Source organism: Kitasatospora sp. NBC_00374 (assembly GCF_041434935.1).
Lineage (GTDB): Bacteria > Actinomycetota > Actinomycetes > Streptomycetales > Streptomycetaceae > Kitasatospora.
The window spans coordinates 6146199-6159745 of sequence record NZ_CP107964.1 but is presented as its reverse complement, the minus strand read 5'-3'; the positions used below and the strand labels follow the sequence as shown (position 1 = coordinate 6159745).

Genomic DNA, 13547 nt, shown 5'->3' with positions numbered 1-13547 from the left:
ACCCGCATGGACACCCCCACCCGCCCCACGACCAAGGTGGCCTCGGCCGTGCCCGAGCTGCTGTCCGCCCCACACCTGGTCGACGTCGCCGTACCCGGCATGGAGGGCCTGGCCCGATGGCTTGCCGGACGCGGCGCCGACGTCACCGGCAGCGTGCCACCCACCTCACAGGACAGCCCAGTGGTGGCAGGACTGAGAGCCGCCGGGGTGAAGGTCGAAGTCGGCTTCGAGGCCGGGCACGTGCGCACCGACCGTACGGCGGTGGTGTGGTCGGGTGTTCTCGTCGGCCGACATCCCGAGCTGGACCGCGCGCAGGTGCTGCGACTGCCGGTGCTCGGGCGGGCGCTCGCACTCGCAGCCGTGGCCGCGCACCCCGGACACCAGGTGGTGGCGGTCGGCGGCAGTCACAGCACCGCGACCGCGGCAGCCGCCCTGGCCGCGGCGCTCGACGACGGCACGACCGGCTGGATCCTCAACGCCGCGTCCCGGACGGGCTCCGTCGGGCACGCCGGCGAAGGCCGGCTCATCGTGGACTTCTGCCCCGACACCGCCACCCACGAGGCCGCGCCTCCCGGAGCCTGGCAGCACCGGCCCGCCCCGAACTACCTGGACAAGCACCCGCAGCCCGCCATCGCGCTGATCACCACCACCAGCGCCAACGCCCCGCATCACCCGGACAACATCGAGGGCCTGAACGCCGCCGAGCGCCTCGCCCGCACCGCCGCGACCGTCATCCTGCCGACCTGGGACCGCGGCTCGAAGATCCTCCGCGAACGACTGGGCGACCGCCCCGGCCCGCGCATGGTCAGCGTCGGCCTCGACCAAAACGACGACGTTCGGATCCTGGTACCCCGCTGGACCGGAGATCGCTACCACGCCACCCTGCAGCACCAGGGCGAGCAGCACCCGTTCGTCGTGCCGATCGCCGGCCGCCACCACGCCCTGGCCGCCTGCGCCGCGATCGCCACCGCTCTCGTCCTTGGCGAGGACCCGCAGGCGGTCGCCGACCTCGCCCGGTTCGACGGCGTCGAGCGCTCGCTCGCCACTGTCGGCACACACCGCCAGATCACCGTGGTCGACTCCCGCGCTCGTCACCCCCATGAGATCTCCGAGGACCTCACGGCCGCCCGGATGCTCGCCGAGGACTCGGTGATCGCGGTCCTGGAGCCCGACGGTGTCGCCCGCACCGCCGCGCACGCCGCCGAGCTGGGTGCCGCGATCGGCCACGCGGACCACGTGGTTCTGCTCCCGGTCAGCACCCCGTTGACCACCCTCTACGCCGACGACCCGCTCGACGCCGTCGAACAGGTCGCCCGCCAGGCCCTCGGAACGGACGCGGTCCACCGGATCCGCTCCAGCCCAGGCGAGCCCTGCGCCGAACAGCAGATCGCCGCTCTCACCACCCCCGGCGATCTCGTCCTCGTCATCGGCACAGACCAGGCAAGGCGCATCGGCCCGCGTCTGCTGTTCCACCTCGCCGCCCCCAACGCGCCGATCCCCCACCAGCTGTGACCCCGCCCGAAGCTGCGAAAGAACGAGCCATGACCGCCACTGGGCCCCTGCCCGACCTCAGCGACCAGGAACGCCGCCTAATCGTCCTCGTCGCCGCCGGCGCCAGCCACGACCAGATCTCCGCCGACCACGAGGCCGCTGTGGATCCGGGCAGTGTGCGTAGCGCCATCGAGCTGCTTCTCGCCAAGACCCGCACACGCACGGTGCTGCAGCTCGCCGCCTGGGCCTCCGCTCACCGGATCGTCACCAGCCCGGTCCACCCCAGCGCGGCCCTCACCATCAAGCCCCAACTCCCGCCTCGCCTGCTGCAGATCCTGCAAGGCTGGGCCGCCGGCCGGAGCACACCCGAGCTGACCGCCGACTGGGGCATCGCCCCGAGCACAATGCGCACCTACACCAAAACGCTGCTCACCCAGCTGGGTGTCGACAGCCAGCTTCAGGCCAGCGTCGTCGGTGTCCTCGCCGGTCTCACCAGGCTGAACGACATCGAGCCGGCCTGGCCCGCCGACCCGCGCGGTCACGACGTCGAGCAGCATCGGCGGGCGCCGTGAGCATCCGCCGAACAGCCAGCCGCGCTGTGCTGGGAGCGGTGTGCTTCCTGCTCGGCTTCTCGGTCGGCGGCGCCGTCCTCTATCTCCTCCAGCACCGCGCCGAGATCGGCCAACCCCTGGACCTGGGGATCCTCGCCATCGTCTCGCTCGCCGCCCTCGCCACCGCTGACCGTCTGATCAACCACCGAACCACCCCGCCAAAGCGCACATCCACCACCAGCGGCCAGCGGCCGCCGGCCAGCTGAGGACCCCCACCACCCCGCTCCACACCCATGGCGGCCGTTCGGGCCAGGGCCGCACCCCTTCGACCACAGAGAAGAGATGTGAATGCGCCACCCGGCAAGCACCCAGTCGATCGGGCCGCCCTGTGCCGGCTACGGCCGACCGGCGGGGCGAGCAGTCGCGAGCTGGACCTGTGGCATCGCGACCGAAACGCTGTCCTGGTCGACTTCGTCGCCCTGGCCGATATGCCGCGCACCGTGCTGTCCGGAGCCGCCGCTCCCGCGCTGCTGCCGACCGGCCTCAGCGCAGCGCCCAACTCCCCCACACAGGTGAGAATCCGCCGCTCCGCGCACGCGATCGCCATCGGCACCGTTCTCGGGCTACTCGCTATCCCCGGCTCCCCCAGGATCCGCGGGTGCGTCCATCAGGGTGAGGTCGAGGCTGACCCGTCGAGCAACACGCCAATATCGAACTGATGTTGGCACCATCGGGTGACCGTGCTGAGAGTTCAGCATCGTCGCCGAGCAGGCCTGTCAGGATCGTCGCCCGGGCGCTTCCCATCCGGTCTCCCGCCCACAGCACCTTCATGGAGGTCCCGTGTCGCCGTAGCGCGCCGTCCCAGCCGGACGGCATCTGTCCGTACGCGGGTTCCCCGTGTGAGCACCGCGCGTACAGGCCGCACGGCCGTACTCCCCTGCCCTTCTCACCCTTTTGGAGCAGCACTGTGCAGAGCCTGCGCCAGGCCGTGTCCGTGATCGTCCACGACGAGAAGATCGGCGGGATCGCCACCATCCACTACGCAGCGGCCAGTTGGAGCGAGGGCCCGGCATGGACGATCCCGGGCGGGAAGGTTGAGGAGGGCGAGCGGCTCGATGAGGCCGCCGCGCGGGAGCTGTTCGAGGAAACGGGGCTGGTCGTCGTGGCCGAGGACCTGCGGCTGGTCCACACGATCCAGGTCCGGGAGGGCTGGGATGGCCTGGGCCCTTTCCTGCTCTCGGTCTTCGCCACGACTAGTTGGACGGGCACGTTGACCAATACCGAGCCGGACAAGCACCTCGCGGTGGTGTGGTCGGACGCCGCCGCGCTGCCCCGTCCGATGTTCCCCACCTCCCATCAGGCCCTCGCCTCGTACCTGAACGGCGGTCGAGGCTTCTCCACCCACGGCTGGGACGCCGACGTCGATCCCCGCGCTCTGGTCGGAGCCTGACCGTGGGCCAGCCGCCGGCGACCGCCCGACCAGGCATTCCCCGCGCCATCGGCCTGGGCGCCGCCGACGCGGCCCTGCTGCGGGGCTCCTTCGACTCGGCCGGTGTCGCCGAGTAGCCGCTCGATGATCTGCTCTGCCTGCTCCTGACCACCTGACGGAGGCATCTGCGATGACACCCACACCCCCGAGCCCTGGCCGTCCCAAAGGGTCCGACAGCGAGCAGCTGCTGTTCGGCGGGCCAATGCGCTACGACTACGGCTGGGCCCGCCACGAGATGGCTGGCGCGGACGTTACTTTCCTGGCCGTGGCCCGGCAGCTGCCTTCCCTGATGCGGCTGGCTGGGCGGATGGCCTGGCAGGCCGATCGCACCTCGATGACCATGCTGGTCGGCGCCGAGGTGCTGCGAGGCCTCGCCGCCGCCGTCGCCCTGCTGGCCACCAGCCGGGCCCTCGCCCAACTCCTCACCCCCGGCCCAGTGGAGGACGTGCTGCGCGCGGCGCTGCCTGCGATCATGGTCGTGGGCGCCGTCGCGGGCCTTTCAGCGGTGCTGTCCGCCGCATCCGGCCGCGCGGCGGGCAAACTCGAGCCGGCCGTGTTCCGGGTCGCCACCGGCGACTTCCTGCGGATCGTTAGCCGCACGGAACTGGAGGCGATCGAGGACCCGGAGTTCCTGTCCTTCGTGGACAGCGCCCGCTGGGGCGCGGTGTCCATCCAGCACCTGGTCGGCCAGGCCACCTCCGTGCTCACCGCGTCGCTCGGTCTGGTGTCTGCTGGCGGCGTGCTGTCCGTACTGCACCCCGCACTCTTGCCGATGCTCCTGTTGATCTCCGCTCCGCGCGGCTGGGGCGCCGTGCGCACCGCGCGGCGCCGCTACGCCTCCACGAAGTCGTGGTTGCAGCACTCGCGGGCCAGCACCGCCCTGGCGGACATGCTGGTGCGGCCGTGGTCGGCGGCCGAGCTGCGTGTGCACGCCTCCGGGCCGTTCATCCTGGGCCACTACGAGCAGATGGCCCGGGCGGCCGAGAAGGAGCAGGCACGCCTGGCCGACGCGAAGGCCCGCACCGACCTGGTCAGCGCTGCTCTGGCCGGCCTGGCGACCGTCGGCGCGTTCGCCCTGCTCGGCTGGCTCGTGGTGGACGGCTCCATGGCCCTGGCCGTGGCCGGCACCGCCGTGGTCGCGATCCGCACCGGCTCGGCCAGCATCGGCGGCCTCGTCTCACAGATCAACGGGCTCTACGAAGAGGCCCTTTTCGTGCGGGACCTCGACGACCTCCACCGCGAGGGCGCGCGCCGGGCCATCCCCATCGGGGGCCTCCCGCTGCCCGAACGCCCGGAGACCATCCGCGTAGAGGACGTCACCTTCACCTATGACGGCCGCGACACCCCCGCACTGGACAAGATCAGCTTGACCATCGGCCGGGGCGAGGTGATCGCCCTGGTCGGCGAGAACGGCTCGGGCAAGTCCACGCTCGCCCACCTCCTGTCAGGGGTGTACCAGCCTCATCAGGGACGCATTGTGTGGGGGGACGTGGACGTCGCCGAAGCCGATCGCGACCAGCTGTTCTCGTCCGTTGCCCTGCTCGCTCAGAACTTCCAGCGCTGGGCCTTCACCCTCCGGGCGAATCTCCTGTTGGGCCGGCCCGAAGTCCCGTGCAGCCAGGAGCAGCTCGACGCCGCCGCAGATTACGCGGACCTGCAGCCCGTGGTCGAAGAGCTGCCGCGCGGCTGGGACACCCTGGTCGCGAAGGGCTACGAGGGCGGAGTCGGGCTGTCCGGGGGGCAGTGGCAGCGCGTCGCTCTGGCCCGCACCCACCTGCGGCTCACCACCCCGGCGCCGGACGGGCGGCTCCCGCACCTCGTGATCGTCGACGAGCCGACCTCCGCGATGGACGCAAAGGCCGAGGTCGCCGCTTTCGAGCAGATCCGCGACCTCACCAAACTCGGCGTCACCGTCGTCCTGATCACCCACCGGCTGGCGGCCACTGCCAAGGCAGACCGCATCTACGTCCTCCACCACGGCCGCCTGGTCGAGCAGGGCACCCACGACGAGCTGATGGCCCAGGAACCCATCACCCAGTACCGCGAGGCATACCTCCTCCAGGCGCGCCAGTACGCCATCTCGCATGTGCCTCAGCAGGCTGCGTCGGAGACCGATCCAGTGGTCAGGTTCTGAACCGGGTACTCGTCAAGCGCCGGGTCACGCTTTCCGGCGCCCGGTGCGAAGCCGTACCCCTCCCCGGGCACACCCACCTGTATGCCGGATGCTGTTCGCCTGAGCATGACTCGCTCGCGGGCGCTCGATTGCCTCTCGGAGCGCTGTCGAAGTGCTGCGCGCTCTCGCGAACACAGCCAGTACGTCACAGGTTTGCGGGATCGCGCCCATGCCCTCCCCCACTGGGTGGGGCGTTCACGGACGAGGCCCGTTCCGGGGTTCAGGGACGGGCTCGTGACCGTAGGGGTGGTGATCAGTCCCAGCCGAGGGCCTGCCGGAGCTGGTCGAACTCGCTGCGGGGGATCGACTGGGCTGGGGTGTACAGCAGGTGGGTCACGGTACGCCGGCTGCCGGTGTAGGTGCGGCGCTGGTAGATCCGTATCCGCGGATAGACGACGGTCCACTCTGGGTGGGTCAGGTCGAACAGCTCGGCCAGGTCCTGCGGCAGCTCGTCGCCGTCCTCATCCACCAGTTCGACGTCATCGCTGGCGAGTGGCTGGTGCGTCGTGATCCCGGGGGTGGGGGGCAGTTCGGGGCTGGGCGCTGGTGGCTGGGCGCTGACGGCCGCTGGCGGCTCGAGCGGGGCTGCGGCCGACAGCTCGATGCCGGGCGGGCTGACTGGCGGCGGGTTGCTGACAGCCCCAGCGGTCGGCCCGGTCTGCGGTTCGGGCGTGCTGGCCGGGCCCGTCGACGGCTTGCGGGCGGCCATCAGGGGGTCGCCTTAAAGGTGCCGTAGACGAAGGACTCCGGGCGGGGGACCTCCAGCCCGACGCGCTCGGAGCCGCGCATGGTCACCACACCCCGCTCGAAGTTGTCCCGGTTCTCGGTGGAGACCTGGACGGAGACCTGCTCGCGGTCGTACAGGCGGGCGCCAAGACCGAAGGAGCCGAGGAGGAACTTGCCCTCGTTGATCGCCATGGAGTCCACGACGGCGAGCCGCCAGACGACCTTCTGCGCGCCGATCGCGACGTTGACCGCCACGCGGTAGGCCCCGTTGTTGTCGACCTCCAGCTCCAGGTCCTCGAAGTCGAACGGGTGCAGGACGATCCCGGTAGGCGGGAAGTAGGCGAGGAACGCGCGGGTGGCGGCGCGGCGGATCGCGGCAGACTGCTTGTCCGGGTCCACCTGGGCGTAGGTCTGGACGCCCTGGGTGTTGACGATGCCGAGGATCTTCTCGTCTCCGCCGACGCCGTACAGGATCTCGTTGTCCTCGGTCATCTTCACGCCGTCGACCATCTCGGTGTCGATCAGGTCGCGCAGCCGCGGTTCGTCGGCGAGCGTGTTCTTGTGGACCGGCATCGTGTGCGCGATCTCGGCGACCGGGTAGGTGACGGTCTTGAAGGTGAGGTTCGACTGCCCGGCCCGAGCGTAGACCTCGACCGCTGCTCCGCCGCCGGGCGGCACCTCCATGGCCCGCTCAGGCACGATCCCGGCCGCGTTGGTGAAGCCGGTGACCCGGACGCCGTACAGCAGGTTCGCGGTGGTGGTCTGGGAGGGGAAGAGGTCGCGGATGCGGCCCGGTCGCAGGGCGCGCGGGACGATGTCCAGCCGCTCGGCGGCACCCAGGCCGAGGACAGCGGCAGTGCCGGCGGACCGGCTGAAGATGTCCTTGCTGGCGAGCTGGTCGAGGGCGTGGCCGTCCACGGTCACCATCTCGTCGAAGCTTCCCCGGAAGCCGCCGGCGCTCAGGGCCTTGAACTCGTCCGAGTCGACGAACCGCTGACCGAGGGTCTTGGCCTGGCCGGTGCCGAGGCGCGCAGCGAGCGCGGCGTCCTGCGGGGCGTAGGGCTGGGTGGTGGGCTCGTTGAGGAAGGTCTGAATGCCGGCGGCGCCCTCGAGGTCGGTGATCAGCTGCTTGATCTCCTGAGCCTCGCTGAGCGTCTTGCGGAAGGCAGCGGCCTTGTCGGGGGAGACGGTGACGCCGCCGTCCTCGATCGTGAAGGCGTTGCTAATGGTGTCCAGCTCCGCCGCCTTGGCGCGCAGCGCGGTGTTGAGCTCCTTGAGCCGGGTCTTGTCGGCGGTCACGAGGTGACGCTCCTTGGTGTTGAGCCGGGCCGCCCCGCCAGCGCGGGACGAAGGGGTGTCACGTCGTGCGCCCGGTCAGCACCGGAGCGCCACGGCGATCGGCACACCGTAGGAGCGGTCAGCCCTTAGTGTCGCGCCGAGGCTTGGGCAGGTTGCCAGCGTGAGCTGACGCCTCGCGCTCGCGCTTCAACTTCTGCTTCTTGCAAGACCATTGGGTGTTCCCAGGGCGGTCATGGGCTGGTGATGGTGGAGCGGTCGGGCAGAGCGCCGGACCTGCCGGGCGTGGCTCGGCCGCTATCGATCGGAGTGCCGCCGTGTACCCCTTTCCCCGCCCGGACTTGCCGCAGGTGTCCGACGACCTCGACCCGCCAGCAGCAGCGCCGGCCGATCGGCCGGGCAGCAGTCTGTCCGTCGCGGGGGCCCAGTTCCAGATCCTTTCCTCGGACGAGGGTTGGATGCTGCGCGCAAGCATGCCCGGGAAAGGAACGACGCTGTACGGGCCGTGCGCCGGGGAAGCGCGAGCCGACGCGTGGCTGCACCAGCTCGCGGCCTGGTGGCTGTGGCCGCGGGCGCAGGTGCGCGGTGTCTGGGGATGCCTCGCCCGGACGGAGGAGGGCTGGGTCACTGCTCTGGCTCACACCACCCTCTCACCGCAGGTGCAGGGTCACCCGGATGTGCAGGCCGCCGAGGAGTACGCCGCCCGTCACCTGATCACACCCGCTCTTTGGTCGGACGTGTCGGACTCGGGTCTGCCGGAGGCTGTCCGCAGGATCGAGACGCAGTTCTGGGTGCGTGAGGGCTTCCGGGTGCTGGCCACGTGGGCGAGCAGCACGCTGGGGCGCCTGACCCGGGAGGCCTACCGGTCGCGGGAACTGGCGCGGGGCAACTTCCCGAGCGTTGACCTCGCGGAACGTCTTGGGGTCTCCCACGCAACGGTCTCCAGCGCGACGACAGGACGGAGTTGGGACCCGCCGATCAACAGGGCACGAGGGGTTCTCGCAAGCCGAGCGCATAGTGCCCGGTAGTACCGGGCAGCCCGCTGAACGCCGCAGTGCCCCACCCTGTCTCTGGGTGGGGCACTGCGGCGTTCAGCGGGTGACGGGCCGGTCCCACAAGGCCGCCCAGGTGAGCGGTCCGACCTCACCGTCGTCGGCGAGCAGCCAGCCGTTGTCCGTGGAGTCTCGCTGGAACGCGGTGACCGTCGTTCGGGTGTGCTCCCCGTACCAGCCGTCCGCGCCGTCGGGGCCGACGTTCCACGTGCGTTCGATCAGCCGGGCCTGCACGGTTCCCACGTCGGAGCCGTGCATCATCGGTTCGGCGAGCCGCAGGATGCGGCCGGGGAAGGGCGGAGCGGCCGACGGGCCGGACGGCGGCACCGGTGCCGGCGCCGCTCCCGAGCCGCTGGGCCTGGGTGCGCCCTGCTGGATCCAGCCGTACAGGTCGTCGCCGGGGCAGTCGGTGGCGTAGCCGTCCCGGTGGCCCCGGACTTCGCTGCCGGCGCCGCCCTCGCTGCGGCAGTACTCGATGGCGTCGACCAGGCCGCCCAGCATGTCGTCGGTCGGCGAGGTGATGCCGGAGGTGCCGACCATGGCGCACACCGCGTAGTGGCCGGCGTTCAGGGGCCCGTTGCCGTTCGCGCCGTTCTTCCGGTGGAGGCCGCGTCCCTCGTGCACGTAGCCGTGCGGGCACACGACGAAGCTGTAGGCGATGTCGATCCAGCCCTCGCCCCGGTTCGCCATGTGCGAGGCCTGGATGTCCCGAACGTGGCCGGCGCACCGGCCGTGGTCGCTGGCGAGAGCGCCCGGGACGGCGGACCCCTCGTAGTGGATCTTGACGCCCTTGGTGGAGCTGACAGGAACGTAGGAGCCGGTGGGCCGCGCCGCGCCCCATTCAGAGCGGGAGACGAGCTTCATCGGCTCGCCTCCGGCTCGCTCCAATGCCTCATTCGCACGGTGTCCTCCCGGTCTGAGTACTTGGTGCCGGGAAACTAGGCCGGGGCTGTGGCTAAGGTCGCCTCGTCACTTGGCCGCGTCGGCGCCCTCGTGGGCATCGGCGAACAGGGCCAGGGCCGCGCTGATCTCGCCCAGGTGCAGGATCGTGGCGGTCTGCTTGCTCTGCGGCGGCGGGTCGTCCGACTGCTGCCAGGAGATGCCGGCGGAGTCGAGGACGGCGACCAGTTGCTGAACCGCGGTGGCCAGGCGGCCGGCGTTCTCGCCGGACAGGGCCCGGCCTTCCTTGCTCTCCACCGCGGTGAGGGTCTTGAGCTGGGATGTGACCCGGTCCAGCTCGGGCACCAGCGGGGCGAGGGCGGTGTCCGCTCCGTCCCCCTCGACGTCCAGGACCAGGCGCACCGGGCGGGGCGGGCCGGCGGTCGGCTGTCCTTCACCATCCAGGGTGTACGGCACCTCCCAGGTGGTGGCGCCGTAGCCGTCCTCGGTGTACTTCCACAGGGAGGCGATCACCCGGTCCGGGTAGGTGCCGATGATCTGAAGAGTGCCGCCGCCGAACTCGTCGGGGGCAGCCAGGAGGAGGCGCTGCTGCACGACGGCGGTGATCGCATCGATGCGCTCTTCCAGTGTCCCGGCGAGCGGGGCGAGTTCGACCTCGGCTTCGCGCAGCAGTCCGCGGGCCTTGGCGTCCGGGTGGCGCTTGAGGTCGAGGGTCGAGGTGTACGGGTTCGCGCCGAACAGGACCGGGCTGTACTCGTACAGGTCGAGGTCGGTGATGTGCCGGGCGCCCTTGCTGCGCTTGGCGGTGCGGACCTTGTAGCCGATCGACCACTGAACTTGGTCGCCGAAGAACTGCAGGTTGGCGTACATGTCCTGGCCGGCCTGCGTGGCAAGGTTGCAGCGGCCCTTGACAAGCAGCGCGCCCGCCCCGGGGGGCCACGGCTGCCCGTCCGGGAGGGTGGCGGGCAGACGCGCGTCGCCGGGCAGCAGTTCCTCGATGTGCTCGGTGCGTGCGGTCCACACGTTCCAGTCGTGCGACCACACCCCCTTGGGGGTGAGCTCGGCCAGGGTGCGGGTGTAGGCGCCTGGCTCGATGACGTCGCCGTCGTGGTCCAGGAGACCGGTGACGGACACGAGCGTGGTGAACGCGCCATGCTCGTCGTTGGTCTCCAGGACGCCGAGGGTCGCCTGCTTGTGGTCCAGCGTGCCGCTGGCTGTGCGTGCTCCCACCGTGTCGCTCCTCCGAGGTTGGTGCCGGCCACCGTAGGCGCCGGTGGGGTGTTGGGTCGCGCCTGGCCTCAGTCGAAGTAGTCGTCCGTCTCGTCGGGGTACACCTCGTAGACGTGCCACTCTCCGGGGCCGGCCAGGACGACGATCTCGTTCTCTTCCAGGCAGCCGATCCCGGTCCCTGGGACGGCCAGGATGCGGGTGACCGGCACGTCGCCGCTCATGACGTAGCCGGACACGTCGCCGCCTTGCGTGGCGAACTCCTCGGCCATGTGGTTCTCGGTGGAGAACGAGGAGAGCGGCCGGAGTGGGAGGTCGGTGACGGTACCGGTCCCGTCGATCTCGCTGGTGCGGGAGTCGTCGTAGTCGCCGGTGAAGCCGCGGTGCACGGTGACGTGGTCGACTCCCAGGGTGGCGAAGTGCTCCTGGGTGGTCTCCCACATGGCAGTGAGGAAGGCGTCCAGGATTGGGCCGTCCTCGGCGAGAACCTGTTGTGTCTCGGCTTCCAGTTCCTCGTGGCCGTGGTCCCAGGGCATCGTGTCCGCGAGGTTGAAGCGGCGGCGGGCTGTCTCCTGTAGTGCGAGGGCGTTGGGGTCGTGATCGTTGGCGGTGGAGGCCCAGCCGGCCACCAGGTGGGAGACGGCCTCGGCGCGGGCGAAGTCGCGGTACTCATCGCCGGTCATCCGTACGTAGCCCCACGGCTCTCGGCGGGTCCCGCTGTCCAGGTCGGCCTGATCCACATAGTCCGCGTACCCGTTGGCGCCGCTCTCCGGCCGGTAGGCCGCGAGTTGCCCGGCCCGTACTCGGGTGAGGCGGTCGCGTTGCCGGTCGGAGAGCAGCTGCTCGTCCGTGACGGCGCCCATGCGCTGGGCAAGCGAGCCGCACATGGCGGCCTTGACCTTCCCCGCAGAGCGATGACGGCTGCCGAGCAGCTCCGCGTCGGGGACGTGCTGGCTGTCGGATCGGGTGCCGGGGAGGACTGCTGGCGCGGTGCCGGCATGCTCGGCAAAGCGCCCGCGGTTGTCTCGGCGGTGGCGGTGTTCGTCCCACGGGCCAGTCTTGGCCCGCAGGTGCAGAGTGACGGTGGTGGGCTCGGCGTACACCGTGCTGCTTTCTGCCGGGTGGTGTGGGTCGCGGCAGGCTGGCAGCGGAAGGGGCGCAGCGTCGCGCCGAGCGCATGACTGAGCAGGCGTCAGTCGGCGCGCTGCCAGTGCCGGGTGCCCGGGCCGGCCAGAACGACGACCTCGGATTCGTCCAGGCAGCCGATCCCGGTGGCCGGGGTCGCGATGATGCGTCCGGCGGGCACGATGGCGCTCATGACGATGCCGGGGCCCTCGTCGGTGGCGAACTGGTGGGCCACGTCGGGGTCGAGGGAGAACGCCGAGAGGGGGCGCAGGGCTGGGTTGTTGAGGGTATTGCTGTCGGCTGCCCACCCGGCGGGCGGTTTGCCGTCGGGGGTGCTCATGCCACGGAACACCGTGAGGGAGCCGAGGTTGGCTTCGGCGAGGTGGGTCTGGGTGCGGTCCCACATGGCGGTGAGGAACGCTTCGAGAGCGAACCGGTGGGCGGCCTGGTGGTCGGCGGTGGCCTGCGTGAGGTGGTCGACGCTCGGCCAGTCGGCGGCCGGCTGCAGGCCGAAGTGGTCGCGGGCGGTTGCTTGAAGCGCGAGGGCGGCTGGGTCCTCGTCGTTGGAGGTCATCGCCCAGGTCGCGACCATGCGGTTCGCGGCTTCCGATCGCAGGAGGTCGCGGGCCTTTTCCGGGCTGACCTGCGTCCACGAGGGGTGTGGGGGCGGGCTGCCGGGGCCGGTGGTGCGCAGCTGCCCGGTCTCCGGGTCCTGGTGTGCGGTGGCGTAGCCGTTCTGGACGTTGGCCAGGCGGGTGCGGTCGTTCTCTGCGAGGAGCGCATCGTCTGGTACGTCCTTTAGGTCCTGGGTCAGGCCGGCGACGACGTTGGCCTTGTATGCCTGCGCTACGCGCTCGCTGTCGCCGTCCCGGAACACCAGGCCGTGTTCCTCCTCGTCGAACCGCGGCTGCGAGCGTGGACCGCGGGCGGGCCGAGCTGCGGCGGCCCGGATGCGCTCGAGTAGCGGGTCGGTGCTGGCGCCTGGCGTGTGCGCGAAGCGCCCCTGGCCATCCCGAGGGTGCAGACTTTCGCGGAAGGGCTGCTGCTTCACGCGGAGGCGCAGGTGGATGGCAGGAACGACAGGGTCCGGCACGGCACTCCCTCGGCAGCGCTGGGGCAGAGGGGGCACAGTGCCAAGAAGTCACCGATAGCGCCGCTGCGTCGCAGGACCGCCGATCCGTGTTCTGGCCTACGCAGTTCGGCGAGGGCGCGGGATCAGGAGGACGGGTCGGCTGCGGGCTCCTGATGGGCCTCGTCCAGCAGCTCCTGGGGGGCGGCCTTCCCGAAGGGCTGGGTCAGGACGCGCCGGGCCGCCTCGCGCCGATCGATGCCGAGCACTTCAGCGAGGCCGTCGAGCGTGGCCACGGGGTTGCCGTTGGCGTAGCGGATGTCCCAGCGTCGGCTGCGGATCCAGTCCTCGTTGAGCTGCTGCCGATCGCTGGGTGGGGTTCCGGTGCTCATGCTCCATCCTCACACGTGCCCGCCACGGGCCCTGGGCGGGTGCGTGGCAGGCTTGA

14 protein-coding genes are annotated in these 13547 nt (G+C 70.9%); 7 read left to right on the top strand and 7 right to left on the bottom strand.

Features of this window, described 5'->3' with window-relative positions; genetic code table 11:
* The first annotated feature begins 6 nt into the window (after positions 1–6).
* The 6 genes from OG871_RS27480 to OG871_RS27455 all read left to right on the top strand — a co-directional run bounded on the left by OG871_RS27480 (position 7) and on the right by OG871_RS27455 (position 5665).
* Entirely contained in the window at positions 7–1512 is a 1506-nt protein-coding gene (locus tag OG871_RS27480; protein ID WP_371500254.1) for a Mur ligase domain-containing protein, read from the top strand.
* A gap of 29 nt (positions 1513–1541) precedes the next feature.
* A complete protein-coding gene (locus OG871_RS27475) occupies positions 1542–2063 on the top strand; it encodes a LuxR C-terminal-related transcriptional regulator (protein ID WP_371500252.1) in 522 nt (173 codons plus the stop codon).
* A gap of 26 nt (positions 2064–2089) precedes the next feature.
* The gene (locus OG871_RS27470; protein WP_371500251.1) at positions 2090–2308 is read left to right on the top strand and encodes a hypothetical protein; all 219 of its coding nucleotides are present in this window, start codon (positions 2090–2092) and stop codon (positions 2306–2308) included.
* A gap of 78 nt (positions 2309–2386) precedes the next feature.
* A complete protein-coding gene (locus OG871_RS27465) occupies positions 2387–2761 on the top strand; it encodes a hypothetical protein (protein ID WP_371500249.1) in 375 nt (124 codons plus the stop codon).
* A gap of 248 nt (positions 2762–3009) precedes the next feature.
* Positions 3010–3492: an NUDIX domain-containing protein gene (locus OG871_RS27460; protein WP_371500247.1), complete on the top strand. Its 483-nt coding sequence runs from the start codon at positions 3010–3012 to the stop codon at positions 3490–3492.
* Between the two features lie 169 nt (positions 3493–3661).
* Positions 3662–5665 (top strand): ABC transporter ATP-binding protein, encoded by a 2004-nt coding sequence (locus tag OG871_RS27455; protein WP_371500245.1) that lies wholly within the window; start codon positions 3662–3664, stop codon positions 5663–5665.
* A gap of 292 nt (positions 5666–5957) precedes the next feature.
* On the opposite strand, the gene OG871_RS27450 is transcribed toward OG871_RS27455, so the two are convergent.
* Entirely contained in the window at positions 5958–6413 is a 456-nt protein-coding gene (locus tag OG871_RS27450; RefSeq protein ID WP_371500244.1) for a hypothetical protein, read from the bottom strand.
* On the bottom strand, positions 6413–7729 hold the full coding sequence (locus tag OG871_RS27445; RefSeq protein ID WP_371500243.1) for a phage major capsid protein: 1317 nt from the start codon (positions 7727–7729) through the stop codon (positions 6413–6415). The genes OG871_RS27450 and OG871_RS27445 overlap by 1 nt, the downstream gene beginning before the upstream one ends.
* A gap of 347 nt (positions 7730–8076) precedes the next feature.
* On the opposite strand from OG871_RS27445, the gene OG871_RS27440 reads away from it, so the two are divergent.
* Positions 8077–8754 (top strand): hypothetical protein, encoded by a 678-nt coding sequence (locus OG871_RS27440; RefSeq protein WP_371500241.1) that lies wholly within the window; start codon positions 8077–8079, stop codon positions 8752–8754.
* A 63-nt stretch (positions 8755–8817) separates the two neighbouring features.
* On the opposite strand, the gene OG871_RS27435 is transcribed toward OG871_RS27440, so the two are convergent.
* The 5 genes from OG871_RS27435 to OG871_RS27415 all read right to left on the bottom strand — a co-directional run bounded on the left by OG871_RS27435 (position 8818) and on the right by OG871_RS27415 (position 13491).
* Positions 8818–9642 (bottom strand): N-acetylmuramoyl-L-alanine amidase, encoded by an 825-nt coding sequence (locus OG871_RS27435; RefSeq protein WP_371500239.1) that lies wholly within the window; start codon positions 9640–9642, stop codon positions 8818–8820.
* A gap of 105 nt (positions 9643–9747) precedes the next feature.
* Positions 9748–10908, bottom strand: a complete 1161-nt coding sequence (locus OG871_RS27430) for an HK97 family phage prohead protease (RefSeq protein ID WP_371500238.1) — start codon at positions 10906–10908, stop codon at positions 9748–9750.
* Positions 10909–10976: 68 nt separating this feature from the next.
* Complete coding sequence (locus tag OG871_RS27425; protein ID WP_371500236.1) at positions 10977–12008, bottom strand: hypothetical protein; 1032 nt, start codon at positions 12006–12008, stop codon at positions 10977–10979.
* An 89-nt stretch (positions 12009–12097) separates the two neighbouring features.
* Positions 12098–13123 (bottom strand): hypothetical protein, encoded by a 1026-nt coding sequence (locus OG871_RS27420; protein ID WP_371500234.1) that lies wholly within the window; start codon positions 13121–13123, stop codon positions 12098–12100.
* Positions 13124–13245: 122 nt separating this feature from the next.
* The gene (locus tag OG871_RS27415; RefSeq protein WP_371500232.1) at positions 13246–13491 is read right to left on the bottom strand and encodes a hypothetical protein; all 246 of its coding nucleotides are present in this window, start codon (positions 13489–13491) and stop codon (positions 13246–13248) included.
* Between the last annotated feature and the right edge of the window lie 56 nt (positions 13492–13547).

What these genes read in the sequence shown, in the direction of transcription:
- OG871_RS27480 (WP_371500254.1), top strand. Translation starts at nt 7, where the DNA reads ATGGACACCCCCACCCGCCCCACGACCAAGGTGGCCTCGGCCGTGCCC.
- OG871_RS27475 (WP_371500252.1), top strand. Translation starts at nt 1,542, where the DNA reads ATGACCGCCACTGGGCCCCTGCCCGACCTCAGCGACCAGGAACGCCGC.
- OG871_RS27455 (WP_371500245.1), top strand. Translation starts at nt 3,662, where the DNA reads ATGACACCCACACCCCCGAGCCCTGGCCGTCCCAAAGGGTCCGACAGC.
- OG871_RS27450 (WP_371500244.1), bottom strand. Translation starts at nt 6,413, where the DNA reads ATGGCCGCCCGCAAGCCGTCGACGGGCCCGGCCAGCACGCCCGAACCG.
- OG871_RS27435 (WP_371500239.1), bottom strand. Translation starts at nt 9,642, where the DNA reads ATGAAGCTCGTCTCCCGCTCTGAATGGGGCGCGGCGCGGCCCACCGGC.
- OG871_RS27415 (WP_371500232.1), bottom strand. Translation starts at nt 13,491, where the DNA reads ATGAGCACCGGAACCCCACCCAGCGATCGGCAGCAGCTCAACGAGGAC.